At 75.1% G+C, this 25,964-nt stretch carries 26 protein-coding genes, 1 other RNA gene and 1 pseudogene; 12 read left to right on the plus strand and 16 right to left on the minus strand.

The annotated features are described in order from the left end of the window. Window positions 1–85 precede the first annotated feature (85 nt). On the minus strand, window positions 86–499 hold the full coding sequence (locus ABD363_RS26920; RefSeq protein ID WP_344608062.1) for an aggregation-promoting factor C-terminal-like domain-containing protein: 414 nt from the start codon (window positions 497–499) through the stop codon (window positions 86–88). A gap of 741 nt (window positions 500–1,240) precedes the next feature. Then, window positions 1,241–1,897, minus strand: a complete 657-nt coding sequence (locus ABD363_RS26925; RefSeq protein ID WP_344608064.1) for a TetR family transcriptional regulator — start codon at window positions 1,895–1,897, stop codon at window positions 1,241–1,243. A gap of 221 nt (window positions 1,898–2,118) precedes the next feature. On the opposite strand from ABD363_RS26925, the gene ABD363_RS26930 reads away from it, so the two are divergent. Genes ABD363_RS26930 through ABD363_RS26940 form a run of 3 tightly spaced genes read left to right on the plus strand, consistent with a single transcriptional unit; the run spans window position 2,119 to window position 5,320 of the window. Beyond that, window positions 2,119–3,522, plus strand: a complete 1,404-nt coding sequence (locus ABD363_RS26930) for a glycosyltransferase family 4 protein (RefSeq protein ID WP_344608066.1) — start codon at window positions 2,119–2,121, stop codon at window positions 3,520–3,522. Continuing rightward, window positions 3,516–4,250: a class I SAM-dependent methyltransferase gene (locus ABD363_RS26935; protein WP_344608068.1), complete on the plus strand. Its 735-nt coding sequence runs from the start codon at window positions 3,516–3,518 to the stop codon at window positions 4,248–4,250. Before ABD363_RS26930 ends, ABD363_RS26935 begins: the two co-directional genes overlap by 7 nt. Continuing rightward, a complete protein-coding gene (locus ABD363_RS26940; protein ID WP_344608071.1) occupies window positions 4,247–5,320 on the plus strand; it encodes a prenyltransferase/squalene oxidase repeat-containing protein in 1,074 nt (357 codons plus the stop codon). The genes ABD363_RS26935 and ABD363_RS26940 overlap by 4 nt, the downstream gene beginning before the upstream one ends. Before the next feature lie 10 nt (window positions 5,321–5,330). On the opposite strand, the gene ABD363_RS26945 is transcribed toward ABD363_RS26940, so the two are convergent. The 5 genes from ABD363_RS26945 to ABD363_RS26965 form a co-directional block, all read right to left on the minus strand. After that, window positions 5,331–5,624, minus strand: a complete 294-nt coding sequence (locus tag ABD363_RS26945) for a hypothetical protein (protein ID WP_344608073.1) — start codon at window positions 5,622–5,624, stop codon at window positions 5,331–5,333. 161 nt (window positions 5,625–5,785) lie between these two features. Continuing rightward, on the minus strand, window positions 5,786–6,547 hold the full coding sequence (locus ABD363_RS26950) for a DUF5336 domain-containing protein (RefSeq protein WP_344608075.1): 762 nt from the start codon (window positions 6,545–6,547) through the stop codon (window positions 5,786–5,788). Window positions 6,548–6,706: 159 nt separating this feature from the next. Then, complete coding sequence (locus tag ABD363_RS26955; protein WP_344608077.1) at window positions 6,707–7,660, minus strand: N-acetylmuramoyl-L-alanine amidase; 954 nt, start codon at window positions 7,658–7,660, stop codon at window positions 6,707–6,709. Between the two features lies 1 nt (window position 7,661). Beyond that, complete coding sequence (locus ABD363_RS26960) at window positions 7,662–8,333, minus strand: class I SAM-dependent methyltransferase (protein WP_344608079.1); 672 nt, start codon at window positions 8,331–8,333, stop codon at window positions 7,662–7,664. A gap of 106 nt (window positions 8,334–8,439) precedes the next feature. Continuing rightward, window positions 8,440–10,179, minus strand: a complete 1,740-nt coding sequence (locus ABD363_RS26965; protein WP_344608081.1) for an MFS transporter — start codon at window positions 10,177–10,179, stop codon at window positions 8,440–8,442. Between the two features lie 270 nt (window positions 10,180–10,449). Here ABD363_RS26965 and ABD363_RS26970 point away from each other — a divergent pair, with 270 nt between their 5' ends. Next, entirely contained in the window at window positions 10,450–11,310 is an 861-nt protein-coding gene (locus tag ABD363_RS26970; RefSeq protein ID WP_344608083.1) for a MaoC/PaaZ C-terminal domain-containing protein, read from the plus strand. 88 nt (window positions 11,311–11,398) lie between these two features. Here the strand turns inward: ABD363_RS26970 and ABD363_RS26975 are convergent, their stop codons facing one another. Beyond that, window positions 11,399–11,560 carry a hypothetical protein gene (locus ABD363_RS26975; protein ID WP_344608085.1) on the minus strand — a complete coding sequence of 54 codons (162 nt, stop codon included), beginning with the start codon at window positions 11,558–11,560 and terminating at the stop codon, window positions 11,399–11,401. A gap of 97 nt (window positions 11,561–11,657) precedes the next feature. Further along, window positions 11,658–12,905 (minus strand): hypothetical protein, encoded by a 1,248-nt coding sequence (locus tag ABD363_RS26980; protein ID WP_344608087.1) that lies wholly within the window; start codon window positions 12,903–12,905, stop codon window positions 11,658–11,660. Window positions 12,906–13,093: 188 nt separating this feature from the next. On the opposite strand from ABD363_RS26980, the gene ABD363_RS26985 reads away from it, so the two are divergent. The 3 genes from ABD363_RS26985 to ABD363_RS26995 are packed head-to-tail and all read left to right on the plus strand — an operon-like array spanning window position 13,094 to window position 15,945. Next, window positions 13,094–13,942: a Nif3-like dinuclear metal center hexameric protein gene (locus ABD363_RS26985; protein ID WP_344608089.1), complete on the plus strand. Its 849-nt coding sequence runs from the start codon at window positions 13,094–13,096 to the stop codon at window positions 13,940–13,942. After that, on the plus strand, window positions 13,939–14,682 hold the full coding sequence (locus ABD363_RS26990; protein ID WP_344608144.1) for a zinc ribbon domain-containing protein: 744 nt from the start codon (window positions 13,939–13,941) through the stop codon (window positions 14,680–14,682). The genes ABD363_RS26985 and ABD363_RS26990 overlap by 4 nt, the downstream gene beginning before the upstream one ends. Before the next feature lie 12 nt (window positions 14,683–14,694). Further along, window positions 14,695–15,945 carry a bifunctional RNase H/acid phosphatase gene (locus ABD363_RS26995; RefSeq protein WP_344608091.1) on the plus strand — a complete coding sequence of 417 codons (1,251 nt, stop codon included), beginning with the start codon at window positions 14,695–14,697 and terminating at the stop codon, window positions 15,943–15,945. Here the strand turns inward: ABD363_RS26995 and eda are convergent. From eda to ABD363_RS27015, 4 genes are all read right to left on the minus strand, one after another. Beyond that, window positions 15,920–16,567 carry a bifunctional 4-hydroxy-2-oxoglutarate aldolase/2-dehydro-3-deoxy-phosphogluconate aldolase gene (gene eda / locus ABD363_RS27000; RefSeq protein ID WP_344608092.1) on the minus strand — a complete coding sequence of 216 codons (648 nt, stop codon included), beginning with the start codon at window positions 16,565–16,567 and terminating at the stop codon, window positions 15,920–15,922. The two genes, ABD363_RS26995 and eda, sit on opposite strands and share 26 nt — an antisense overlap. A 70-nt stretch (window positions 16,568–16,637) precedes the next feature. After that, on the minus strand, window positions 16,638–17,420 hold the full coding sequence (yaaA, locus tag ABD363_RS27005) for a peroxide stress protein YaaA (protein WP_344608093.1): 783 nt from the start codon (window positions 17,418–17,420) through the stop codon (window positions 16,638–16,640). Window positions 17,421–17,466: 46 nt separating this feature from the next. Further along, entirely contained in the window at window positions 17,467–18,048 is a 582-nt protein-coding gene (locus ABD363_RS27010; protein ID WP_344608094.1) for a hypothetical protein, read from the minus strand. Beyond that, complete coding sequence (locus tag ABD363_RS27015; RefSeq protein ID WP_344608095.1) at window positions 18,045–18,815, minus strand: MerR family transcriptional regulator; 771 nt, start codon at window positions 18,813–18,815, stop codon at window positions 18,045–18,047. The genes ABD363_RS27010 and ABD363_RS27015 overlap by 4 nt, the downstream gene beginning before the upstream one ends. A gap of 274 nt (window positions 18,816–19,089) precedes the next feature. On the opposite strand from ABD363_RS27015, the gene rnpB reads away from it, so the two are divergent. Next, window positions 19,090–19,499: RNase P RNA component class A (gene rnpB / locus ABD363_RS27020), an RNA gene on the plus strand. A 246-nt stretch (window positions 19,500–19,745) separates the two neighbouring features. Continuing rightward, a pseudogene (locus tag ABD363_RS32715) lies at window positions 19,746–19,856 on the plus strand (DUF397 domain-containing protein); the annotation flags it as partial. Window positions 19,857–20,051: 195 nt separating this feature from the next. Here ABD363_RS32715 and ABD363_RS27025 read toward each other — a convergent pair. The 3 genes from ABD363_RS27025 to ABD363_RS27035 form a co-directional block, all read right to left on the minus strand. After that, window positions 20,052–20,819, minus strand: coding sequence for a class I SAM-dependent methyltransferase (locus tag ABD363_RS27025; protein WP_344608096.1), 768 nt, complete (start codon window positions 20,817–20,819; stop codon window positions 20,052–20,054). An 85-nt stretch (window positions 20,820–20,904) separates the two neighbouring features. Continuing rightward, window positions 20,905–21,270 carry a MazG-like family protein gene (locus ABD363_RS27030; protein ID WP_344608097.1) on the minus strand — a complete coding sequence of 122 codons (366 nt, stop codon included), beginning with the start codon at window positions 21,268–21,270 and terminating at the stop codon, window positions 20,905–20,907. 174 nt (window positions 21,271–21,444) lie between these two features. Beyond that, on the minus strand, window positions 21,445–22,014 hold the full coding sequence (locus ABD363_RS27035; protein WP_344608098.1) for a DoxX family protein: 570 nt from the start codon (window positions 22,012–22,014) through the stop codon (window positions 21,445–21,447). A 174-nt stretch (window positions 22,015–22,188) separates the two neighbouring features. On the opposite strand from ABD363_RS27035, the gene ABD363_RS27040 reads away from it, so the two are divergent. The 3 genes from ABD363_RS27040 to ABD363_RS27050 all read left to right on the plus strand — a co-directional run bounded on the left by ABD363_RS27040 (window position 22,189) and on the right by ABD363_RS27050 (window position 25,909). After that, entirely contained in the window at window positions 22,189–22,515 is a 327-nt protein-coding gene (locus tag ABD363_RS27040) for a nuclear transport factor 2 family protein (RefSeq protein WP_344608099.1), read from the plus strand. A 60-nt stretch (window positions 22,516–22,575) separates the two neighbouring features. Then, window positions 22,576–23,637 (plus strand): aldo/keto reductase, encoded by a 1,062-nt coding sequence (locus tag ABD363_RS27045; protein WP_344608101.1) that lies wholly within the window; start codon window positions 22,576–22,578, stop codon window positions 23,635–23,637. Window positions 23,638–24,268: 631 nt separating this feature from the next. Further along, window positions 24,269–25,909, plus strand: coding sequence for an alkaline phosphatase D family protein (locus ABD363_RS27050; protein WP_344608103.1), 1,641 nt, complete (start codon window positions 24,269–24,271; stop codon window positions 25,907–25,909). The last annotated feature ends 55 nt before the right edge of the window (window positions 25,910–25,964 follow it).

Here is a 25,964-nt window from a genome sequence, read left to right on the forward strand (position 1 = left end):
CGGGGGCGCGGGCGCGGAGCGCACCGCGGGCGCGGCGCCGGACGCGGGCCCGGCGCCGCGTGCCGGCCCGGTGCCGGGTGCCGGCTCAGTACCAGCCGTTGGCCTGCCAGAAGCCCCACGCGCCGCACGGGCTGCCGTAGCGGTCCTTCATGTAGTCCAGGCCCCAGGCGATCTGGGTGGCCGGGTTGGTCCGCCAGTCGGAGCCGGCCGCGGCCATCTTCGACGCGGGAAGGGCCTGCACCAGGCCGTACGCCCCGCTGGAGACGTTGGTGGCGGTCACGTTCCAGCTGCTCTCGTGCTGGACGATCTGCGCGAAGCACCGGTACTGGGCCGAGTCGCCGACCATCTGCCGCGCGGTCGCCTGCGCGGAGGAGGCCGAGGTCGCCGCGGCCTGCGCGGGCGCGGCGACGATCAGCGTGCCGCAGGCGGCGGCCACGGCGGCACCGGCGAGGGCCTTCCTCGGGGAGGCGACGCGGCGGAGAAGGGAAACGGCGGACACGGGGGACCTTTCGTCGGGGACGGGAGGCCGCGGCGTGCCGGGCCGCGCGGATGCGGGGCGGGCACACGGCGGCGCCGCGGCCCTGGGGGGGCACGTCGGCGCCTGGCGACGGCGTCCAGGGAAACAGCCCCGACAGCCGTCCGCAATCACCCCTTTTACTAGTGGTAGTCGCATTCAGGGGGAGAGGTCGCTCTGTGACCGGGCTCTCAATGCGCAGGTCGGAGGGCCGGACGGCGGCCGGGGCCGAGCCGCCGGATCTACGGTCCGGCTTCGTAGGTGACCTGCGTCATGTGGGGCGCTTCACGGCGACGGCGGGTCGCGCGACCGGGGTCCCGGGCGGCGCCCGGCGGGCATCGCGACGGAACGCCCCGGAGTGACGGAGCGTCGGCGGAGGGGGCGGCCGCGTCCCGCTGCCCGGCCGTAAAAAATCTTGCCTCGGGGGGTTGCGTCCACCTATGGGTGTTTTAACCTGATTACAGGCCTACGGGACGAGTGAGGGAGTCCAACCGGAGATGCCGACTCTGGCGAGAAGCCTCGGCTTCCGCTGTGGCCGACGTCGACGGTCGGGCTGAGAGGCCGGAAGGTCGCAGGGCCGCGAGGCCGGGCGACCGGAAGGCGACCCCCAGTCACCTGATCCGGGCAATACCGGCGAAGGGAACCCGTCTCGTAGGTCGTTCCCGTGGACCCCGGGCCGTGTGCCCGGGGTCCTTCACGTGTCCCCGGGTCCACGTGCTCGCGGGCTCACGCGCCCGCGGGGCGCTCCCCGCCCGGCGCCGTCAGGTCGATCAGCCGGCACGCCGTCTCGATGTCCACCCTCACCTGCGCGATGGAGGCCCGGCCCGACAGCCAGGCGATCAGGGCCGAGTGCCAGGTGTGCTCGACGACGCGGACCGCGCGGAGCTGCTCGGGGGCCGGGTCCTCCAGACCCATGGCGTCCAGGATGATCGCCGTCGTCCGCCGGGAGACCTGGTCGACCTCCGGGCTCACGCTGCGGTCGGCGAACGTCAGCGCCCTGACCATCGCCTCCGCCAGCTGCGGCTCGCGCTGGAGCGCGCGAAAGGCCCGCATCAGGGTCTCCGCCACCCGCTCGGCCGCGGTACCGCCGGCCGGCGGCCGCCTGCGCAGCGTGCCGTGCATGTGCTCCAGCTGGTCCTGCATGACCGCCACCAGCAGGTGGACCTTGGACGGGAAGTAGCGGTACAGCGTGCCGAGCGCCACCCGCGAGGACTCCGCGACCTCGCGCATCTGCACCGCGTCGAACCCGCCCCGGCCCGCCAGCCGGGCGCTCGCGCGCAGGATGCGGCGGCGCCGCGCCTCCTGCCGCTCGGTCAGCGGCGGGGCGCCCGGCGTGCTCGCCGCACTGGCCGTTCCCGCTCCCGGCTTGGCTCGCGCAGGCATGGATCCCCGTTCCGTGACAGTCCGTGAGGGCGTGCGACCAGACAGCATGGCAGGGCCGGCGGGGGCGCGCCCGCCGTGGCGCGAATCACCTGACCCGCCTCTCCCCGCGGCCCTACCTGCCGGTAGATTCGAAGCCTCCTGGACGATCAAGTCTGAAACTTGTTCTAGATTAGCGTCCCGGCGTAATCTCGCGGGACAACGCAGGCAGAAGGGGGCCCAGAGTGACCGCTGAGGCCGGCCGGGCGGGGTCCCGGGACCTGGCGGCCGACGGCGAGCCGCCGCTGCGCATCGCGCTCCTCACCTACAAGGGAAACCCGTTCTGCGGCGGCCAGGGCGTCTACGTACGGCACCTGTCGCGCGAACTGGCCCGCCTCGGCCACCGGGTCGAGGTCATCGGCGCCCAGCCCTACCCCGTCCTCGACGAGGGCTACGACGGCCTGAGCCTCACCGAGCTGCCCAGCCTCGACCTCTACCGCCAGCCGGACCCCTTCCGCACCCCGAAGCGCGACGAGTACCGCGACTGGATCGACGCGCTGGAGGTGGCCACCATGTGGACCGGCGGCTTCCCCGAGCCGCTGACCTTCTCGCTGCGCGCCCGCCGCCACCTGCGCGCCCGGCGCGGCGACTTCGACGTCGTGCACGACAACCAGACCCTCGGCTACGGGCTGCTGGGCGACCTGGGCGCGCCCCTGGTGACCACCGTCCACCACCCCATCACCGTGGACCGGCAGCTGGAGCTGGACGCCGCCGGGACCTGGCAGCGCCGCTGGTCCGTGCGCCGCTGGTACGCCTTCACCCGCATGCAGAAGCGGGTCGCGCGCCGCCTGCCGTCCGTGCTCACCGTCTCCGGCACCTCCCGCCAGGAGATCGTCGACCACCTGGGCGTGCGGCAGGACCGCGTCCACGTCGTGCACATCGGCGCCGACACCGACCTGTTCTCCCCCGACCCGGCGGTGCCGGCCGTCCCGGGGCGGATCGTGACCACCTCCAGCGCGGACGTCCCCCTCAAGGGCCTGGTCTTCCTCGTCGAGGCGCTGGCGAAGGTGCGCACCGAGCACCCGGACGCCCACCTCGTCGTCGTCGGCAAGCGGCCCGCGGAGGGACCCGTCGCGCAGGCCGTCGAGCGGTACGGCCTGGCGGACGCCGTCCGGTTCGTCAAGGGCATCTCGGACGCGGAACTGGTCGACCTGGTGCGCTCGGCCGAGGTGGCGTGCGTGCCGTCGCTGTACGAGGGGTTCTCGCTGCCGGCGGCCGAGGCGATGGCGACGGGCACGCCGCTGCTCGCCACCACCGGCGGGGCGATCCCGGAGGTCGCCGGCCGGGACGGGGAGACCTGCCTCGCGGTGCCGCCGGGCGACGCGGACGCGCTGGCCGCCGGACTGAGCCGGCTGCTGGGCGACCCCGCGCTGCGGGCCCGGCTGGGCGCCGCCGGACGCGAACGCGTCCTGCGCCACTTCACCTGGGCCAAGGCCGCCGAGGGCACGGTCGCCCGGTACCGCGAGGCCATCGCCCGCTCCGGAACCGGGGCCGCCGCTCCGGACCGCGCCCCGGCCGCCACCGGCGCCTCCTCCGCGACCCCGACCAGTGAAACCGGCGTCTACCCCGAAAGCAGGGCCACGTGCTGACCGTCGACTTCTCCCGGTTCCCGCTCGCCCCGGGCGACCGCGTCCTGGACCTCGGCTGCGGCGCCGGCCGGCACGCGTTCGAGTGTTACCGGCGCGGCGCGCAGGTCGTGGCACTCGACCGGAACGGCGAGGAGATCCGCGAGGTCGCGAAGTGGTTCGCGGCGATGAAGGAGGCCGGGGAGGCCCCCGAGGGCGCCACCGCGACGGCGATGGAGGGCGACGCGCTCGCGCTGCCCTTCCCCGACGAGTCCTTCGACGTCGTGATCATCTCCGAGGTGATGGAGCACATCCCGGACGACAAGGGCGTGCTCGCCGAGATGGTCCGGGTGCTCCGGCCCGGCGGCCGCATCGCCATCACCGTGCCCCGCTACGGCCCCGAGAAGGTCTGCTGGACGCTGTCCGACGCCTACCACGAGGTCGAGGGCGGCCACATCCGCATCTACAAGGCGGACGAACTGCTGGCGAAGATCCGCGAGGCGGGCCTGAAGCCGTACGGCACGCACCACGCGCACGCGCTGCACTCGCCGTACTGGTGGCTGAAGTGCGCGTTCGGCGTCGACAACGACAAGGCGCTGCCGGTGCGCGCGTACCACAAGCTGCTGGTCTGGGACATCATGAAGAAGCCGCTGGCCACCCGGCTCGCCGAGCAGGCGCTCAACCCGCTGATCGGCAAGAGCTTCGTGGCGTACGCGACCAAGCCGCACCTGCCCCGGGTGGACGCCAAGTGACGACGCCCCGGACGGAACACCTCGTCCTGCCCGGGGTCCTCACCGCCGAACAGGCCGATGCGACCGTGCGCGCCATCCTCGCCGTGCAGCGGGAGGACGGCGCGATCCCCTGGTTCCGGGGCCACCACCTCGACCCGTGGGACCACGTCGAGGCGGCGATGGCGCTGGACGCGGCCGGCGAGCACGAGGCCGCCGAGCGGGCGTACACCTGGCTCGCGCGGCACCAGAACGAGGACGGCTCCTGGTACGCGGCGTACGCGGACGGGGCGCACGACGCGGTCACCGACCGGGGACGGGAGACCAACTTCGTCGCCTACCCGGCCGTGGGGATCTGGCACCACTACCTGTCGACCGGCGACGACACCTTCCTGGACCGCATGTGGCCGGTGGTGTACGCGGCCGTCGAGTTCGTGCTGCGCCTGCAGCAGCCGGGCGGGCAGATCGGCTGGCGGCGCGCCGAGGACGGCACGGACACCGCGGACGCGCTGCTGACCGGCTGCTCCTCGATCCACCACGCGCTGCGCTGCGCGCTGGCCATCGCCGAGCAGCGCGAGGAGCCGCAGCCGGACTGGGAACTGGCGGCGGGAGCGCTCCGGCACGCGATCCGCCGCCACCCCGACCGGTTCCTCGACAAGGACCGCTACTCGATGGACTGGTACTACCCGGTGCTGGGCGGCGCGCTCACCGACGCGGAGGCCAAGGCCCGCATCGAGGAGGGCTGGGACCGTTTCGTCGTGCCCGGCCTCGGGGTGCGCTGCGTCGTGCCCAACCCGTGGGTCACCGGCGGCGAGTCCGCCGAACTCGCCCTGGCCCTGTGGGCGGTGGGCGAGTCCGACCGCGCGCTGGACGTCCTGCAGTCGATCCAGCACCTGCGCGACGCGGAGACCGGCCTGTACTGGACGGGCTACGTCTTCGACGACGACGCGATATGGCCGCGGGAACTGACCACGTGGACGGCCGGCTCCCTGCTCCTGGCCGTCGCCGCCCTGGGCGGGCACGAGGCCACCTGCCGGATCTTCTCCGGCGACCACCTGCCCAGGGGTCTCGACCCGGACTGCTGCGCCGCCTGACCCCGCGGGGTCAGCGGCGGTGCAGGCGGCCCGCGACGGCGTGGCCGACGAACAGGTAGACCACCGCGGCCAGGCCGTAGCCGCTGACCACGCGGGCCCACTCCTCGTCGAAGGTGAACAGGTCGTGGGACCAGCCGGCGAGCCGGCGGGCCACGTCGTGGACGAACTGGACGAAGTCGTTGGCCCGGTTGGCGTCCAGCAGGTACATCAGGATCCACAGGCCCAGGAACAGGGCCATCACGTCGGCGACGATCGCGACGACCCGGCCGGCCTGACTCGCACCGTTGTGATATCGGGGGGACATGTCCCCCGGGTTGCCGCACGGACGGAGAGGAAACCCGGCACCGGGCCGACTCCCGCCCGCGCACCGCTTCCTGACGGTCCGTCAGGAGCGGGGCGGAGGGCCGTACGACGACGGCCCCCCGCCCACCGGGGGCGAGGGGCCGTGGAGGACGGCGGGCAGGGTCAGCCGCGCTGGATGCCGCTCGTGTCCTGCAGCACGCCGCGACGACCGTCCTGCGTCTGCGCGACCAGACCGGGACCGCGCTGCTCGACCGCCAGGTACCAGGTGCCCGGCGCGAGTTCCGCGATCGGCGTCGGCGAGCCGTCCTCCGGGTACAGCGGACGCGGCACCGGCACCGCGAACCAGAACGGCGAGAAGTCCCCGGCCGGCGGCTGCGGCTGCTGGGGCTGCTGCGGCTGGCCGGCGTACGGCTGCTGCCCGCCGTACGGCTGCTGCTGCGCGCCCGGGTAGCCGTAACCGGCCTGGGGCTGGGCGCCGTAGGGCTGCGGGGCGGCGGGCCGCGGGGCCGGGACGAGGGAGCCCTTGAGCGCGGGCACCAGCGGGCCGGCGACGGCGGCCGCGGCCAGGACGAGCGCCGCGATGAAGCCGAGGATCAGACCGGCGCCCGCCTCGATGCCGTCGGGCACGTCCACCAGCGACCAGAACAGGATCCAGGCGACCAGGACCGTGAACGCCGCGCCGACCGTGCCGAGATCCAGGCCGGCGACCTTGCGCTGCTGCGGCAGGCAGCGGTTGACGACGATCAGGGCCGCACCGAGGATCCCGCCCAGATAGACACCCAGGCCGGTGTCGAGGGTCTCCCACGCGTTCGGGGCGCCGCTGAAGCCTTCGGCGGAGTACAGGTCGAGGAACGACGCGATGAACAGCAACACCGCTGCTCCGATCACCACGCCGTCGCCTCTAGTGAGGGAGCGGATATTCACTTCGGGGTCCTTCGTAGGTCGTCTCGTCGTCGGTGGAGGCGTCGCTGTCGCCATGGCGCCGTCAGGCCCTGGCGCGAAGCGCGGAGGTGGCCACTCATCTGTACGGATGACACTATCGTCCGCACGGTCGGGCCGCCGCCGGGACCGGTGCGCCGATTCCTACCCGCGCAGGAAACTCACGATTCCCTCGGAGATCCCCTGCGCCGCTTTCTGCCGCCAGGCCCCGCTGGTCAGCAACGCCGCGTCCGCGCCGTCGCGCATGTTGCCGCACTCGATGAACACCTTGGGAACCGTTGACAGATTGAGACCGCCGAGGTCCTTCCGCGTGACGAGGCCGCTGCCGTCGCCGGCGTACGCGGCGGGCGCGGAGCCCGTGGCGCGCAGGAAGCGGCCCGCGATGCGCTCCCCGAGGTCGCGGGAGGGGGCGACGATGGGCCGGGTGTCGGCCGCGCCCGCGTGCACGGCGCCCGGCAGGATGACGTGGAAGCCGCGGTTGCCGGCCGCCGAGCCGTCCGCGTGGATCGACACCACCGCGTCGGCGCGCGCCTCGTTGCCGATCCTCGCCCGCTCGTCCACGCAGGGCCCGTACGGCCGGTCGCCGTCCTGCGTCAGCCGCACGGTCGCGCCCTGCCGCTGCAGGAGCGTGCGCAGCCGGCGGGCGACGTCCAGGGTGAACTCCGCCTCCGGGTAACCGGCGTCGGTGGCCGTGCCCGTGGTGTCGCACTCCTTCCGGTTCGTCCCGATGTCCACCGTGCGGTTGATCTCGGCGGTGTGCTGGAAGTTGCCCGGATTGTGTCCCGGGTCGACGACCACCACCTTGCCCTCGAGGGGGCCGGAGGCGGCGGACGCGCGCGGAGGCGCGGGCGTCCCGGCGGCGCCGGGGTCCTCGGCGCCGCCGGCGCGGGAAGGGGCACGGGAGGGGCCGGCCGCGCCGGAGGAGGCGGGACCGCCGGCGGACACCGCGCCGCCCGGGTCCCCGGAACCGCCGGCCGTCTCGTGGACGAGCCAGCCGAGCAGCGCGCCCGGCGCCAGCGCGGCGAGCGCGGCGATCAGCAGGCCGCGCCGGGGACGGCGGGGCCGGGGAGGGGCGGAGTCCGGACCTGTGTACGACACGTCAGCGACTCCCACCGCGGCCTTCGGCCCCCGCTCCCGTTCGCCGCAGCACGCGCAGCGAGCCGGTCGCCGAGACCTCCGTGAACGCGCCCGACTCCAGGGCCCGCAGGTAGACGCGGTAGGGGGCCTGGCCGGTGAACTCGTCCACCGGGTCGGGGAAGACGTCGTGGATGACGAGGAGGCCGCCCTCGGCCACATGCGGGGCCCAGCCCTCGTAGTCGGCGCCCGCGTGCTCGTCGGTGTGGCCGCCGTCGACGAAGACGAGGCCGAGCGGGGAGTTCCAGATCCGCGCGATCTGCGGGGAGCGGCCCACCAGGGCGACGACGTGCTCCTCCAGGCCCGCCCGGTACAGCGTGCGGCGGAACGTCGGCAGGGTGTCCATCAGGCCGGTCTCGGGGTCGACCGTCTCCGGGTCGTGGTACTCCCAGCCCGGCTGCTGCTCCTCGCTGCCGCGGTGGTGGTCGACGGTGAGCACGTCGACCCCGGCCCGGCGGGCCGCGTCGGCGAGCAGGATCGTGGAGCGCCCGCAGTACGTGCCGATCTCCAGCAGCGGCAGACCGAGCCGTCCGGCGTCCACGGCCGCCGCGTACAGGGCCAGCCCCTCGTCGACGGGCATGAACCCCTTGGCGGCCTCGAACGCGGCCAGGATCTCCGGCTTGGGTGCCGCGGACATGGGATCCCCTTCGGTCGTACGGCCTTGGCGTCGCTGTGGACGTTCCATGCTGCCGCACCCCCGGCCGGCGGTCCGACCGGGGGTGCGCCCGGCTCCCGGGCGGTGCTCAGGCCGGGACCGTCTCCCCGGGCAGCGACAGGTCCACCTCCACCGGCCGGTCGTCGCCGGTGTGGGTGGCCGAGCCGGCGAGCGGGCCGTGGCCGGGGGCCCGGACGGCCAGGACGTAGGCGCCCCCGGAGGGCACGGCGAGGGCGTAGCGGCCGTCCTCCGCGGAGAGGGCCGTGCCCGCCCGGCGGCCGTGGCGGTCGATCAGGGTGACCCGGGCGCGGGCCACGGGCGTCCCGTCCGCGGCCAGGACCCGGCCGTGGAAGCCGCGCAGCGCCTCGGCGGCGCGCGCCAGGTTCGCGTCCTCCTCGCTGCTCGCGCGCAGCCGGTGCTCCGTCGCCGGGGGCCGGCCGGGCAGGAACAGGGCCAGGACCAGGCCGACGGCGACCGCGGCGGTCGCGATCAGGAAGGAGACGCGGAAGCCGTGCATGGTCGGCACCGCGACGCCGTCCACGGTGTCCGCCGTGCCGGCCAGGACCATGCCGATCACCGCGCTCGACACCGACGTGCCGATGGACCGCATCAGGGTGTTGAGCCCGTTGGCGGCGCCCGTCTCCGAGGCCGGGACCGCGCCGACGATCAGCGCGGGCAGGGAGGAGTAGGCGAGGCCGATCCCGGCGCCGAGCAGCACCGAGGTGACCACCGTCTGCCAGGCGGCGTCCATCAGGCCGAGGCCGCCGCCGTACCCGACGCCGATGACCAGCAGCCCGACGACCAGGGTGGTCTTGGGACCGTAGCGGGTGGACAGCCTCGCGTACACCGGCGCCGTGAACATCATCGTCAGGCCCAGCGGGGCCACGCACAGGCCGGCGACGACCATCGACTGGCCGAGGCCGTAGCCGGTGGCGGTGGGCAGCTGGAGCAGCTGGGGCAGGACCAGGGAGACGACGTAGAAGCTGACCCCGACCATGATCGACGCGAGGTTGGTGAGCAGGACCTCGCGGCGGGCCGTGGTGCGCAGGTCGACCAGGGGCGCGGCGGAGCGCAGCTCCAGCACGCCCCACAGGAGGAGCACGGCGACGGCCGCGGCGAAGAGGCCGAGCGTGGTGGCCGACGACCAGCCCCACTCGCCGCCCTTGGTCACGGGGAGCAGGAGCAGGACCAGGCCCGCGGCCAGGCCGAGCGCGCCCAGCAGGTCGAAGGAGCCCGTCGCGCGCAGCGGGGACTCCGGTACGGCGAGCAGGGTGAGGACGATGGAGAGGACGCCGAGGCCGGCGGCGCCGTAGAACAGGGCGTGCCAGTCGGCGTGCTGCGCCACCAGGGCCGCGGCGGGCAGGGCGAGGCCGCCGCCGACGCCGATCGAGGAGCTCATCAGCGCCATCGCCGAGCCGAGCCGCTCGCGGGGCAGCAGGTCGCGCATCAGGCCGATGCCGAGCGGGACGGCGCCCATCGCGAAGCCCTGCAGCGTACGGCCGGCGATCATGGGGAGCAGGGTGCTGCTGAGCGCGCTGAGCAGCGCGCCGGCCACCATCACGGCGAGGCTGGCGATCAGCATGCGCCGCTTGCCGTACAGGTCGCCGAGGCGGCCCATGATCGGGGTGGCCACGGCGCCCGAGAGCAGTGTCGAGGTCAGGACCCAGGTCGCGTCGCCGGGGGTGGTGTCCAGCAGGCGCGGCAGGTCCTTGACGACCGGGACGAGCAGGGTCTGCATCACCGCGACAACGATGCCCGCGAACGCGAGCACCGGGACGACGGGGCCGCTGGCTCTCGGGGTGGGCCGGTCGTGCGTCGTGTGGGTCATCGAGTGAGGCCTCCGGGCCGTGTGGGCTGATGCGTGTCGGTCGGGGAGCCGTGCAGGGAAGGACCCCGGGATACCTGTAGACCGAACCATGTATGCACGGGCAACTATTCCGATGCTTCGAGCCACTAACGATTTCTTGACCTTCTCTTGGCGATCGCCCCCCGCGGGGCGCCGCCCCGGACCGTACGATCACCCGCGGGAACGGGAATCCGGGCGAACCGGCACTCCGCGCCGATGAACTGACGGCCCGTCGGAAACTTCTGGAGCCCCATGCCCCTCGACGCAGCCGAGGCCCTGGCCGCCGGGCCCCGTTCCGGCACGATCGCCTGGGACCACAAGGACGTCCAGCTCTACCACCTCGGCATCGGCGCCGGCGTCCCCGCCACCGACCCCGGCGAACTGCGCTACACCCTGGAGTCCCGGCTGCACGTCCTGCCGAGCTTCGCCACCGTCGCGGGCGGCGGCCCGCCCGGCGTGATCGGCGCGCTGTCCGTGCCCGGCGTCGACGTCGACCTGGCCCGCGTCCTGCACGCCGGGCAGAGCCTGCGGCTGCACCGGCCGCTCCCGGCCCGGGGCACGGCGACCGTCACCTCCCGCGTCACCGCCGTGTACGACAAGGGCACGGCGGCCGTCCTCGTCCTGCGCACCGACGCCGCCGACGCCGCCGGGCCGCTGTGGACCGACGACGCGCGGGTCCACGTACGGGGCGAAGGCGGATGGGGAGGGCCGCGGGGGCCGTCGGCGCGGCCCGGTGCGCCGCCGGGGGAGCCGGACCGGGTCGTCGAGCGGGCCGTGCGGGAGGACCAGGCGCTGCTGTACCGGCTCTCGGGCGACCGCAACCCGCTGCACGCCGACCCCGGCTTCGCCCGGCGCGCCGGCTTCGACCGGCCGATCCTGCACGGGCTGTGCACCTACGGCATGACGCTGAAGGCGGTCGTGGACGTGCTGCTCGACGGCGAGGTGGAACGGGTGCGGGCGTACGAGGCCCGGTTCGCGGGGGTGGTGTACCCGGGGGAGACCCTGCGCGTCCGCATGTGGCGGCAGGGGGGCGGCGTCGTACGGGTGGCCGTGGGCGCCGTCGAGCGGGGGGACGCGCCCGTGCTCGCCGGCACCGTCGTCGAACACCGCTGAGAACGCCCCCGGGAACACTCCCGGGCGCCGACGGCGAACGGCCCCACCCGTCGCAGGACGGGTGGGGCCGTTCGCCGTCGGCGGGCCGTCAGGCCGCCGTGCTCTCGGCCGGCTTGCGGTGGCGGCCACGCGGTGCCGCCTCGCGGTCCTGCGTGGAGACCGGACCGCGGTGCCGGCCGTGGCCGGCGGCGATCCGCTGAACGTCGGCACCGTCGGCCTGCTGCGGCTGGTTCGTGCTGGCGTCACTCATCGGAAAGAATTCACCCCGTCAATATGATCTTTCTTACAGCCGGGCGAGTCTAACCGGCACACCTCGGGCCGAATCCAGGCGGCCACGCCAACCGGCACTACTTCGTTACAAGCCGCCCCAAGGGGGCCTGTTGCAGGGGAACGGGGCGCGGCGCGGCGTCCGGCTCCGGAGTCTCCCGTTCCGCCGGTGCGCCCCGTTCCGCGGGGGTGCCCGGTCCCGCCGCCGCGTCCGGCTCCGGCTCCGGAGGCGGGGGCGGGGGCGGAGCGGGAGCCGGGGGAGCGGCGGGGGCCGGGGACGGCGCCGTCCCCGCCCGCGCCGGCGCCGGCGCGGGCGGCGTCAACCGGGCCACGCCGCACGGCACCTGCGCCGTGGCGTACGGCAGGCGCAGCACCCCGTCCCTGGTCCACAGCCCGGTGCCCGCCAACCACCCCTCGGGCGCCGGGAGATGATGCACCCGCCGCTCGGCCGGCCGCCACACGCCGACCCAGCTGCCGAGCGCCCCGTCGACGCGCAGCGCCACCGCGCAGCTCTCCGGCGTCAGCACCTGGCCGGGCTGGATCGCGAACGGCGTGACGGTGTACTGCGGCAGCCGCAGGCACTCCGGGAAGCGCACCGGCAGCGCGCTGCCGAGCACGCCCCAGCCCAGCCGGCTCCGCCCGGGCGAGGGCGCGTCCGAGCGGATCAGCAGCAGCCCGCTGTCCGGGTCGGCCAGCAGCAGCCGGTCGTCGCTGTCCGCGGCGATCTGGAGCAGGGGCGACACCTCGCCGCGCTCCAGGTCCACCACCACCGTCTTGGTCCGGCCGCCGGTCTCCCGGTCCAGGGCCAGCAGCCGCCCCGTGCCGTCCAGCCACACCCCGCCCGAGCAGCGGCCCGGCACCTCGGCGAGCCGCTCGGGCCCGAAGGCGCCGCCCGCCACCAGCCACACCACCGCCGCGCGCGGGCCGGCGGCGAGGGCGTACGCCCGCTCGCCGCCCGGGGCCGGGGGCAGCAGCCGCAGCCGGGTGCCGTCGTCCGGGCACGCGACCGCGCCGAGCGGCAGCTCGCCGGTGCCGGGGCCGGTCGGGTACAGCAGGGAGAAGGCGTGCCGTCCGGCCACCGGCCGGTGGATCAGGACCCGGCCGTCCGCCATCGGGTGCACTTCCGTGCCGGGTTCCTCGGGCTGGTTGCCGGGCAGCGGCACCGCGTACGGCTCGGGGCCGTCGAGCGTCCAGCGCTCCGGGTACCAGCAGTCGCCGGCGCGGGCGAGGCGTGCGGCGTAGGCGCCGTCCGCGGTGAGGGTGCAGCCCGCCCGCTGCGTTCCGTCGTCCTCGTGGTCAGCCGAAGATTCGAGGGCACACGCCGTCATCGTTCGGTCACCTCCGGTGACGACGCTAGGTTTCGGCCGTGCGCCCGGGGGTTCGAAGCGGCGGCCGCTTCACACATACGGGTGGCCCAGGAACGATTCGCCTGAGGACACCGGGGGTGGTGTGCTGCGCGGGACCGGGACGGCGGCGGCGGTGCGACGGCGCAGAACGGGCGGGTAGCCTTGCTCCCGTGCCCCGTCTGTCTGAAGTCATCGCCGCGCTGGAGAACCTGTGGCCCGCCGAGCGGGCCGAGTCCTGGGACGCGGTCGGCACCGTCGTGGGCGACCCCGGCCAGGAGGTCTCCCGGGTCCTGTTCGCCGTCGACCCCGTCCAGGAGGTCGCCGACGAGGCGGTGAAGCTGGGCGCCGGCCTGCTCGTCACCCACCACCCGCTGTACCTGCGCGGGACGACGACGGTCGCGGCGACCCACTTCAAGGGCCGGGTCGTCCACACGCTGATCAAGAACGACGTCGCCCTGCACGTCGCCCACACCAACGCCGACACCGCCGACCCCGGCGTGTCCGACGCGCTGGCCGGCGCCCTCGACCTGCGGATCACGGGCCCCCTCGTCCCGGACCCCACCGACCCCGCCGGCCGCCGGGGCCTGGGCCGCGTCTGCGAACTGGACCACCCGCTGCCCCTCCGCGAGTTCGCCGCCCGCGCCGCCGCGCGGCTGCCGGCCACCGCGCAGGGCCTCCGGGTCGCCGGCGACCCGGAGGCGCTGGTGCGGACGGTCGCCGTCAGCGGCGGCTCCGGCGACAGCCTCTTCGACCACGTACGGGCGGCCGGCGTCGACGCCTTCCTCACCGCGGACCTGCGCCACCACCCGGCGTCCGAGTTCACGGCGGACCGCGCCCACCGACCCCCGGCGCTGCTCGACGCGGCGCACTGGGCCACCGAGTGGCCCTGGTGCGAGCTGGCCGCGAGCCAGCTCGACGAAATCTCCGACCGGAAGGGATGGGACCTTCGCGTCCACGTCTCGAAGACGGTCACCGACCCCTGGACCAGTCACTTCCCGTCACCTGGAGCCCCCAACTGAACGCCGCGCCCGCCGACCAGATCCGACTCCTCGACGTCCAGGCGCTCGACGTCCGCCTGCAGCAGCTCGCGTACAAGCGGAAGTCGCTGCCCGAGCACGCCGAGATCGAGTCGCTGACCAAGGACCTCACCCAGCTGCGCGACCTGCTGGTCGCCGCGCAGACCGAGGAGGGCGACTGCGCCCGCGAGCAGACCAAGGCCGAGCAGGACGTCGACCAGGTGCGCCGCCGCGCCGCCCGCGACCAGCAGCGCCTGGACTCCGGCGCCGTCAGCTCACCGAAGGACCTGGAGAACCTCCAGCGCGAGATCGCCTCCCTCGCCAAGCGCCAGGGCGACCTGGAGGACATCGTCCTGGAGGTGATGGAGCGCCGCGAGTCCGCGCAGGAGCGGGTCGCCGAGCTGACCGAGCGGGTCGCCTCCGTCCAGTCGAAGATCGACGACGCCACCGCGCGCCGGGACGCCGCCTTCGAGGAGATCGACGGCGAGGCCGCGTCGGTGACGAAGGAGCGCGAGGTCATCGCGGGCACCATCCCCGCCGACCTGCTCAAGCTGTACGACAGGCTGCGCGAGCAGCAGGGCGGCATCGGCGCCGCCAAGCTGTACGCCCGCACCTGCCAGGGCTGCCGCCAGGAGCTCGCCATCACCGAGCTGAACGAGATCCGCTCGGCCGCCCCGGACACGGTCGTGCGCTGCGAGAACTGCCGCCGCATCCTGGTGCGCACGGCGGAGTCCGGGCTGTAGGGGACGCCGGGCGTGCGGGAGTTCATCGTCGAGGCCGACGGCGGGTCGCGGGGCAACCCCGGGCCCGCCGGGTACGGGGCCGTGGTGTGCGACGCGGCGACGGGCGAGACCCTGGCCGAGACGGCCGAGTACCTCGGCGTCGCCACGAACAACGTCGCCGAGTACCGGGGCCTGCTGGCCGGCCTGCGCGCCGCGCACGGCCTGGACCCGGAGGCGGCCGTCCGCGTCCGGATGGACTCCAAGCTCGTCGTGGAGCAGATGTCGGGCCGCTGGAAGATCAAGCACCCCGACCTGAAGCCGCTCGCGGCCGAGGCCGGGCGGGTGTTCCCGCCGGGCCGGGTGACGTACGAGTGGATCCCGCGCGACCGGAACAAGCACGCCGACCGGCTGGCCAACGAGGCGATGGACGCGGGCGGCCGGGGCGAACGGTGGTCGCCCCCGCCCTCCGCCGCGGTCCCCGAGCCCTCGGGCGCGAACGCCCCCGAGCCGTCGGGCGCGAACGCCGGGGGGGCTCTCACCGGGGCCGCCGCGGGGACCGGGGAGCCCTTCGCCGGGACCGGCGGGGCCGCCGCGAAGGCCGGGGACGACGCCCGGGCCGCCCGTGCCGTCGCCTCGCCCGGCTGGGGGCCGCCGGACATGGGGGCGCCGGCCACGTTCGTGCTGCTGCGGCACGGGGAGACGCCGCTGACGCCGCAGAAGCGGTTCTCCGGCAGCGGCGGCACCGATCCGTCGCTGTCGGACGCCGGGCGCGAGCAGGCCGAGAGGGTCGCGGCGGCGCTGGCCCGGCGCGGCACGATCCAGGCGATCGTCTCCTCGCCGCTCGCCCGCACCCGGGAGACCGCCGGCATCGTCGCCGCCCGCCTCGGCCTGGAGGTGACCGTCGACGACGGGCTGCGCGAGACCGACTTCGGCGCCTGGGAGGGCCTGACCTTCGCCGAGGTGCGCGAGCGCTACCCGGACGACCTGGAGGCCTGGCTGGCCGACCCGGAGGCCGAACCCACCGGCGGCGGCGAGAGCTTCACCGCCGTCGCGGCCCGCATCGCCGTCACCCGCGACAAGCTGACCGCCGCCCACGCGGGCCGCACGGTCCTGCTCGTCTCCCACGTCACGCCGATCAAGACGTTCGTACGCCTCGCCCTGGACGCCCCGCCGAAGGCCCTGTTCCGCATGGAGCTGTCGGCCGCCTCGCTGTCGGCGATCGCCTACTACGCCGACGGCAACGCCAGCGTCCGCCTGTTCAACGACACCTCGCACCTGCGCTGAGCCCCGCCGCCGCGCGGGCCAGCGCCGTCACGCGCCCCCAGTCCCGCGCGGCCACGGCCTCCTTCGGCAGCATCCAGCTGCCGCCCACGCAGCCGACGTTGGGCAGCGCCAGGTACTCCGGCGCCGAGTCCGGCCCGATGCCCCCGGTCGGGCAGAAGCGGGCCTCGGGCAGCGGGCCGGCCAGCGAGGCCAGGTAGGCCGTGCCGCCCGCGGCCCGGGCCGGGAAGAACTTCATCTCCCGCACCCCGCGCTCCAGCAGCGCCACCACCTCCGACGCGGTCGACACCCCCGGCAGGAACGGCACCCCCGGCTCCCGCATCGCCGCCAGCAGCACCTCCGTCCAGCCGGGGCTGACCAGGAAGCGCGCCCCCGCGGCCACGGCCCCGGTCACCTGCGCGGGGGTGAGCACCGTCCCGGCCCCGACCACCGCCTCCGGCACCTCCTCGGCGATCGCCCGGATCGCGTCGGGCGCCGCCGGGGTCCGCAACGTCACCTCGATCACCGGCAGCCCCCCGGCCACCAGCGCTCGCGCCAGCGGTACGGCGTCGGCGGCGTCCTCGACGACGGCGACGGGCACGACGGGCACGAGATCCAGCACGGAGCCGGGCAGGGGAGAGGACATGCCGTCATCCTGCCCGCGTTTCTTCAATCTGCGCAACGCGCGTTGCGTATGTTGCAACGACGGTCGTCGGTCAGTGGACCTCCGTCACGAGCACGTCCAGCGTCCACGGCCGCCCGGCCCTGCCGGGCGCCTGCGCCTCCACCACGTACCCGAGGCCGCGCAGCGCCTCCACCAGCCCGGCGGGATCCTCCGGCGCCGCCCCGGCGGTCAGCAGAGCGCGCACGATCCGCCCCTTCGTCGCCTTGTTGAAGTGGCTGACCACCTTCCGGGTCGGCGCGTGCAGCACCCGCACGGTCGCCGTCCGCTCCGCGACCTCCCCCTTCGGCTTCCAGGCCGCCGCGTACGCCGCCGACCGCAGGTCCAGGACCAGCCCGTCCCCGGCCGCCGCGGGCAGCACGGACGCCATCGGCGTGCGCCAGAACGCGCCCAGCGCCCCGAGACCGGGCAGCTTCACGCCCATCGAGCAGCGGTAGGAGGGGATCCGGTCGGTGATGCGGACCGCGCCCCACAGTCCCGAGAACACCAGCAGCGAACGGGCGGCGCGCTCCTTGGCGGCCGGATCGAGCGAGGCCAGGTCCAGGGCGTCGTACAGCACGCCGGTGTAGATCTCCCCGGCGGGCCGCGCCCCCGCCGTGCGCAGCCCGGCGTTCTTGGCGACCTCGCCCCGCAGCCCCTCGCTCAGCCCGAGCACCTCGCGCGCCTTGTCCTCGTCCGCGGCGCACAGCTCGGCCAGCTCGGCCAGCACGGCCTCGCGGGCGGGGGTGAGCCCCGGCAGCGACAGCGCCGCCAGGTCCAGCGGGGCGCCGGTGCCGGAGGGTGCCTTGCCTTCGGAGGGCGGCAGCAGGACGAGCACGGGGGAACTCCTTCGGTCGAGCTTCCCGACAGCGTACGGCGCAGATCTAGGAGGCCGGGTCCCGCTCCCGCGTCAGCGCGCGGACGAGGCCGTCGGCGTCGTCCGCGTGCAGGCGCAGCACGCGCACCTCCCGGCGGCGGCCGAAGAAGGTGACGTGGGTGACGGGCTCGGCGAGCACGAGCGTGACGGAGGTCCGGGAGCCCACGGCGAGGTCGAGCACCCCGTCGGCCCGCTCGTGCGTGGTCCGCAGCTCACGGCGGACGGACGCGATCCGCTCCAGCGGGACGCGCAGGTCGACGTGGGCGGCCAGGCGGACCCGCAGCGAGCCGGGGCCGAGCACGTGGGGACGGACCACGGACGCCGCGTGCAGGGCGATCACGAAGACGACGGTGTACACGTCCAGGACGAGGACCACCGCGTGCACGGCCGGCCGGTCGCGCAGCAGTACCGACATCCCCAGCGTCTCGACCACGCACACGAACGCGAGCCCGGCCGTCGTCGCGCCCTGCCCGCGCGCGTACCCGAAGGCCCGCCCGCCCCCGGCGCCGTGCGTGCGCCGCGCCGCCCACAGCGCGAGGCTCGCCAGCAGCCGCAGCTCGTGCCGCACCAACGCGCGCACCCCTCTCATCCCCCCTCCCCCTCCCTCTCCCTCTCCTCGGTCAGGATCCGTATCGCGCGGCGGACGGCCTCCGCCTGGGCCGGGGCGAAGTCGGCGTAGAACGCGCGCAGGAAGCCGTCGTCGGGGTCGACGGCCACCTCCGGAAGCACGCCGCGCGGGACGCAGTCGGCCAGCGCCCGGGCCGCCTCCGCCACGCGCGGGTCGTCCGGACCGGCGTCGGCGAGCGCGTCGAGCAGCGCGTAGGCCGCGCGGGCCCGCTCCTGCCCGCCCGGGGTGTGCAGGGCCTCGGTCAGCAGGGACGCCATCCGCTCCCGGGCCTGCGCGGGCGCCGCGGTGTCCAGGAGCGCGAGGATCTCCCGGTCCTTCACGGCCATCGGGGAGTCCGACAGATGCGCCGTCTCGGCGAACAGCGCGGCCAGCTCGGGGGAGACCGGCCCCTCGGCGGACGGCCCGCCCTCCGCCTCCAGCAGCGCCCGCAGCCGCGCCCGCCGCTCGCGGAGGGCCGCCTCCTGCCGCGCGAGGTCCTCGTCCAGCTCGGTGAGCACCTCCAGCAGGTCCTTGCCCGCGTCGTCCGCGAGCACGTCCCGCACCTCGGCCAGCCCCAGCCCCAGCTCGGTGAGGCGCCGGACGCGGGCGAGCACGACGGCGTGCCGGAGCGTGTAGTGCCGGTAGCCGTTGGCCCGCCGCTCCGGCTCGGGCAGCAGGCCGAGGTGGTGGTAGTGCCGCACGGTCCGCGTGGTGACGCCGACGGCCGCGGCGAGTTCTCCGATCCGCATGGGACCAGTGAAAACGTTGACGTCGCGGCAGGGTCAAGGGAGCACGGACGCGCCGTGGCCGGGGAAGCGCTGCCGCTCCCGCGGCCGGGGGAGGCGCTGCCGCTCCCACGGACAGGTGATCGGCCGATGCCCCGGTCCGGCGCGCCCCTCCCGGACGGGCCACCGCCGGCCGGGACCCCCGCGACCCCCGCCCCGGCCCCCACCGGTCCGGCACCGGCCACGACCGGCGGACCGAAGCCGTGCCCGCGCCCGGTACCATGGTCGGCACGGCAGACGAGCCGGGCGGACGGCCGCGTGGAACCCCTGGCGGGGTTCCCCGAGGAACGTCCGGGCTCCACAGGGCAGGGTGGTGGCCAACAGCCACCCGGGGTGACCCGCGGGACAGTGCCACAGAGAACAGACCGCCGGGAACCGTATCCGTACGGCTCCCGGTAAGGGTGAAACGGTGGTGTAAGAGACCACCAGTGCCCAGGGTGACCTGGGCAGCTAGGTAAACCCCACCCGGAGCAAGGTCAAGAGGAAGCACCCCGGTGCTTCTGCGCGGACGTTCGAGGGCTGCCCGCCCGAGTCCGCGGGTAGACCGCACGAGGCCGGCGGCAACGCCGGTCCTAGATGGATGGCCGTCGCCGGCGGGCCCGCGAGGACCCGCCGGAACAGAACCCGGCGTACAGCCCGACTCGTCTGCCCCGAGCCCGTTCCGGGCCCTGGCCCGGAGCCGGTGGATCCGTTCCCTGACGACGCCGTACGCGGAGCCGATCGCGTCCAGGGGCCGCGCTTCCCGGTCGGCCCGTCCCGCCTTCCCCGTCAGGTGAGCGGGGGACCTGCCCGCACGGGTTTCCCGGAGGGCGGCCGGGGCGCCGGGCCCCGGCGGATGGCGAGCGCGTCGACGAGGACCAGGCCGCGCCCGGACCCGGCAACAGCGGTAACGAGGGCGGCGAGTGCGTGGAGGGCGCCGCCGTTCCCGGCGCCGTGCACGTGAGGGACGCCGAAGGCCCCGCCCGCGCCCGGTCCGCCTTCCGACGCCGGGAACGGGACGCGTTCGTACGGTTCGTTTCCGGACGCCGACCGATCGGGTCCTCGTGCCGGTGGGGTGCGGCCGAGGTGACCGACGTGCACAAGGCCGGTGTCGTACCGGCTTCGGCCGCGGACCCCGACGGCACCGGGACGACCGCCGGGGCGGCCCCGGAGCGCTCCGGGCGAAGGGCCCGGCGGGTGGCCGGCGGGTGGTGGAGTCGGCTACTTGCCGGATCGTGCCACGAGCAGCGGCTGGAAGAAGCCCGTCTCCTGCGGCGTCCGCCATGCGAGGTCCACGAACCCGGCGTCGGCCGCGAAGCCGGTCAGCCGGTCCCGGCCGAGCGCCCAGTAGGTGGTCCGGCGGGCCCGGACGCGCCATTCCCCGCCTGCCGACAGGAGCTGGAAGTGCTCCAGGTCGTAGTGCTCGCCGTTGTCGTGCCAGTGCCAGAGCTGGAAGGCGACGGCCCGTTCCCCGGCGTCGGCGGGCCGGTGCACCTGCGGGGCTGTCGAGGCGGGGCGGTCGCGCAGCAGGTCGTCATAGGGGCGTGTGCTGACCAGGAGCAGCCCGGCGGGACGCAGCACGCGGCGCATCTCGGCCAGGGCGGCGCGCACGTCCTGGCTCGTCAGAAGGTGGGGCAGGGCGTTGTCGGCGCAGACGACGGTGTCGAACCGGCCGTCGGGAAACGGGAGGCGCCGCATGTCGGCGGCGGCCGTGCGCAGCGTCAGGCCGCGGTGAGCGGCCTCACGGGCAGCGCGGGCGGCGGCGCGCGGACTCAGGTCGGTCCCGATGACGCGGTGCCCGTGCCGTGCCAGGCCGATGGCCTGCGTGCCGATGCCGCAGGAGCAGTCGAGCACCGCCGCGCGGTCCCGGCCGATCAGAGCGTCCAGGGCGTCCCCCTGCCGGCGGATGCTCGCCTCCCAGTCCGCGTAGATCAGGTGGTAGTCGTCGGCCAGGTCGTCGTAGAAGTGCGCCACCGATGTCCCGGACATGGCCCGAGGCTAGCTCCGTCCGGTCCCCGGGGGCGCCGGACGCACCGAGTTCCGGCCGGAGCGCGCGAGGGGCTCCGGCCGTGTGTCACGGCGTCCCCAGCGACCGTTTCGCCACCGCCGTCAGATGCCGCGCGAACACCTCCCGGGGTTCCGGTGTCAGCGTGCGCAGGGCCACCAGGGCCGTGATCACGACGTCGCAGAGTTCGGCCTGGACGTCGTCCCAGGTGTGCGTGGTGCCCTTGCGCGGGTTCTGGCCGGTCGCGCCGATCACCGCCTGGGCGACCTCGCCGGCCTCCTCCGACAGCTTCAGCATCCGCAGCAGGACGCCCGCCTCGCCGCCGACCGGCTGGTGGGTCTCCAGCCAGGTCCACAGGGCGTCGACGGTGTCCCAGAGGTCGGCGGGGGCCGGTGCGCCGGTGGGGGCCGGTGCGGGCGTGGTGTGGTCGCTCATGGGGGCAGAGCCTGCCACGGGGGTCCGACACCGGGGGTCGCGGTGGTCCCGCGCCGACCGCGCCGCGGGCCGCGTTCAGGCCGGGCCTCGGGTCATGTCCCGGACGGTTCCCGGGGTGGCGCCTCGGGCGGTTCCTCGGCCGGCGCTCCGACGGCACTCCGACGGCACTCCGGGCTACACCTCGGGCTGCTGCTCGGTTCGCCCCTCGGGCGGCTGTTCGTGCCCGCCTTCCTCCGCCTCGCGCATCCGCCGGACGCGCGCCCCCACCACCAGCGCCGTCGCCGCGCCCACCGCCGCGAACGCGGCCGGCACCATCCAGCCCCGGTTGACCGAGTGGCCGAGCAGGTGGTCCAGGGAGTAGCGGCCGGGGCCGGTGACGGCGAGGCCGGCGGCGGTCAGGCCCAGGGAGGCGGCGTACTCGTAGCCGCCGCTCTGGTTGAAGAACCCGTTCGGGGCGTGGACGGCCGCCGCGCCCGCCATCGCGCCGACCCCCGCCGCGCCGGCCGCGGGGGTGGCCAGGCCCAGGGCCAGCAGCGTGCCGCCGCCCGCCTCGGCCAGGCCCGCCGCCGTCGCGCTCGCCCTGCCCGGCGCGTAGCCGATGGACTCCATGAACTGGCCGGTTCCCTCGATGCCGCCCCCGCCGAACCAGCCGAACAGCTTCTGCGCGCCGTGCGCGGCGAGCACGCCGCCGGTGCCCAGACGGAGCAGCAGCAGGCCGAGATCACGTCGGTCGGTACGGGTCACGTCGACTCCTCGTCGGGTGGGGAACAGGGGGCGGGGGAAGCGGGAGGCGGACGGTGGGGAGCGTGTTCCCACCGTCGCACTCCCGGCCCCGCCCCACATCCCACGGGCCCGTCGCGGACGCCGTTCGGGTGGTGCGGGTGGCGAGGGCCCGGGGCCGGTACGAGGCTGGCAGGCATGACGATCCAGACCACCCGTCTCAGCGACCCGGCCGTCCGCGCCTTCGTCAGAGCCGTCAACCACCACGACCGCGAGGGCTTCCTCGCGCTCCTCGCACCCGGCGCGACCATGGCGGACGACGGCGCGGAGCACGACCTCGCCGAGTGGATCGACCGGGAGATCTTCTCCTCCCACGGCCACCTGGAGGTCGACAACGAGTCCAACGGCGGACGCTGTCTCCTCGCCCGCTACCGCAACGACACGTGGGGCGAGATGCGCACCCGCTGGAGCTTCACCGTCGACGAGGACGGCAGGATCTCCCGCTTCGAGACCGGGCAGGCCTGACGAGCCGGAGCCGTCGGTGCCTTGCCTTCGCGCGCGCTCCAACTCCTAGCGTCCTCGGGCATGGAGACCACACGAGCGGAAACCACACGAGCGGAAACCACACGGACGGAGACCACACGGACCCTGGGCCGCAGCGGCATCCGGGTCAGCGCCCTCGGCTTCGGCTGCTGGGCGATCGGCGGCGAGTGGCGGACCCCCGACGGACAGCCCCTGGGCTGGGGCCGGGTCGACGACGAAGAGTCCGTGCGGGCGATCCGGCGCGCCCTCGACCTGGGCGTCACCTTCTTCGACACCGCCGACGTCTACGGCACCGGGCACAGCGAACGCGTGCTGGGCCGGGCCCTCGGCAGGCGCCGGGCCGACGTCGTCGTCGCCACCAAGTGGGGCAACGTCTTCGACGAGCGGACCCGCACCCTGACCGGCGGCGACGACTCCGTGGCGTACGTCCGCCGCGCGCTGACCGCCTCTCTGCGCCGCCTCGGCACCGACCACGTGGACCTGTACCAGTTCCACCTCGGCGACGCGGACCCCGAGCGCGCGGCCCGGCTGCGCGACACCTGTGAGGAGTTGGTGCGGGAGGGGCTGATCCGGGCCTACGCCTGGAGCACCGACGACCCCGGACGCGCCGCCGTGTTCGCGAAGGGGCCGCACTGCGCCGCCGTCCAGTACGCCGTCAACGTCCTCCAGGACGCGCCCGGGATGCTGCGGCTGTGCGAGGAGGCCGGTCTGGCCGGTGTCGTACGCAGTCCGCTCGCCATGGGGCTGCTCACCGGCAGGCGTGTGCCCGGCCGGGCACCGGAGGCCGGGGACATCCGCAGCCGGCCGCCCGCCTGGCTGAAGGGGTTCGGCGACGGGTCGGGCGCCGACCCGGAGTGGTTCGCCCGGGTCGAGGCGCTGCGCGACGTCCTCACCGACGGCGGGCGCACGCTCGCCCAGGGCGCCCTGGCCTGGTTGTGGGCGCGCAGTCCGCGCACCGTGCCGATCCCCGGGTTCCGCTCGGTCGCGCAGGCCGAGGAGAACGCGGGCGCGCTGGAGAAGGGGCCGCTCACCGCGGAGCAGATGGCCGAGGTCGAGCGGATCCTGGGGCGGGCCGAGCGGACTTCCGGGCGGCCGCCGGCCTGACGGCAGCGGTCCCGACGGCTCCCGGCCCGGCGGTCCTGGCCGGCGTGTTCGGGCCGCCGTCCCTCCCGTCGGCGTGTTCGGCGGCCGCGCCCCCTGCCGGCTTACCGGCAGCCGTCCCACGCGCCGGTGCGTACCCCGTGGTTCCCCCCCCGGGGTCCACCCCCACCCGGTGCCGTGGAACGGCTGCCGCCTACCCCCCTCGGGGTGGACTGCGGGAGCCTGTCGCTCCAAGTGTGAAGCTGCGGTGAAGGAGGGGACGAGCATAAGCCCTCCATCGGCGGCGACGCCACGGATTTTCATATTCCGGTTGTACCGGTTGACAGTTTGACGATGTTTGCCCGGCCCGGCGCGCGGCATCGCATCCGTCGCCGTCGCCGTCGCCGTCGCCGTCGCCGTCGCCGTCGCCGTCGCCGTCGCCGCGCACCACGCGTTCGCCTCCGGCGGCGGCTCCGCCGCGCACCGCGGCGCGTCCGTCCGTCCGTTCGTACGGCGTTCACGCGTCCGCAGGGTGCGGGAGGGTCCGCCATCCGGAACTCATCCGCCCGCCATGCGGCTGTTGTGTACGCGCCAACCGGGTGTCGCTCCCGGTCATTCGAATGCCCCCTGCACCCATGCGACAGGGGAGAACCGGATGACACCCGCAGCACGCCCGTCCCAGCACGCCCCCGAACTGCGCGCGGCGGCCCGGCACATCGGCCGCCGCCGCTTCCTGACCGCGACCGGCGCCGCCGCCGCGCTCGCCTTCGCGGTGAACCTGCCCACCGCCGGCACGGCCGCCGCCGCCGAACTCGACGCCACCCGCATCACCGACGACCCCTTCACCCTCGGCGTCGCCTCCGGCGACCCGCTGCCCGGCTCCGTGCTCCTGTGGACCCGGCTCGCCCCCGCCCCGTACCAGCCCGACGGCGGCCTGCCGGCCGGACGCGTCACCGTCCACTGGGAACTGGCCCACGACGAGCGGTTCCGCCGGATCGCCAGACGCGGCACCGCCACCGCGCACCCCGAGTTCCACCACACGGTCCACGTCGAGGTGGACCACCTGGAGGCGGACCGCGTCTTCTACTACCGCTTCCGCGCGGGCCGTTGGACCAGCCCCACCGGCCGCACCCGCACCGCCCCGCCGCCCGGCGCCCGCGTCCCGGCGCTGACCCTCGCCGCCGTCTCCTGCCAGGCGTACCACGACGGCTACTTCACCCCGTACGCCCATCTCGCCGCCGAGGACGTCGACGTGGTCTTCCATCTCGGGGACTACCTGTACGAGTACGCCGTCAACTCCGCGGGCGGGGCGCGGAACTACACCGACCGGACCCTGCCCGCCCTGTTCAACCGCGAGACGGTCACCCTGGAGGACTACCGCCTGCGGTACGCCCTCTACAAGACCGACCCCGACCTGAGGGCCGCGCACGCCGCGCACCCCTTCGTCGTCACCTGGGACGACCACGAGACCGAGAACAACTACGCGGACGGCACCCCGGAGAACAGCGTCCCGCCGGAGGAGTTCCTGCTGCGCCGCGCCTCCGCCTACCGCGCCTACTGGGAGCACCAGCCGCTGCGCCGCCCGCAGTTGCCCGACGGCCCGGACATGCGGCTCTACCGGCGCCTGCACTGGGGCCGCCTCGCCCAGTTCGACATCCTCGACACCCGGCAGTACCGCTCCGACCAGGCCTACGGCGACGGCGCCCAGCTGCCCGGCCCCGTCATCGACGACCCGGCGCGCACCATGACCGGCGCGACGCAGGAGCGGTGGCTGCTCGACGGCTGGCACTCCTCGCGCGCCCGGTGGAACGTCGTGCCGCAGCAGGTCACCTTCTCGCAGCGCAAGCTGGACCTGAACCCGGTCGCCAAGCTGTCCATGGACGCCTGGGACGGCTACCGCGCCTCCCGCCGCCGGATCCTCGACGGGGCCCGGGCGGCCGGCGTCGACAACCTGATGGTGCTCACCGGCGACGTGCACGTCGCGTACGCCTTCGACATCAAGGACGACTTCGACGACCCGGCCTCCCGCACGCTCGGCACGGAGATCGTGGCCACCTCGATCGCCAGCGGCAAGGACGGGGCGGAGAGGCCGGCGAACTGGAACACCTACCTGACCGCCAACCCGCACCTGCGGTTCTACGACGGGCGGCGCGGCTACGTGACGGTCACGCTCGAACAGCGGCTGGCCCGGGCCGACTTCAGGGCCGTGCCGTACGTGACCAGGCCCGGGGCGCCGGTGACCACGGCCGCGTCCTTCGTGACGGAGGCGGGGGCGCCGGGCCTGAAGCCGGCGTGAGCCCCGCTCACCCGGCGCGGTGACGGGCGCCCGGCGCGGTCGCGGACCGCGCCGT

Source organism: Streptomyces glaucus (assembly GCF_039533365.1).
Lineage (GTDB): Bacteria > Actinomycetota > Actinomycetes > Streptomycetales > Streptomycetaceae > Streptomyces > Streptomyces glaucus.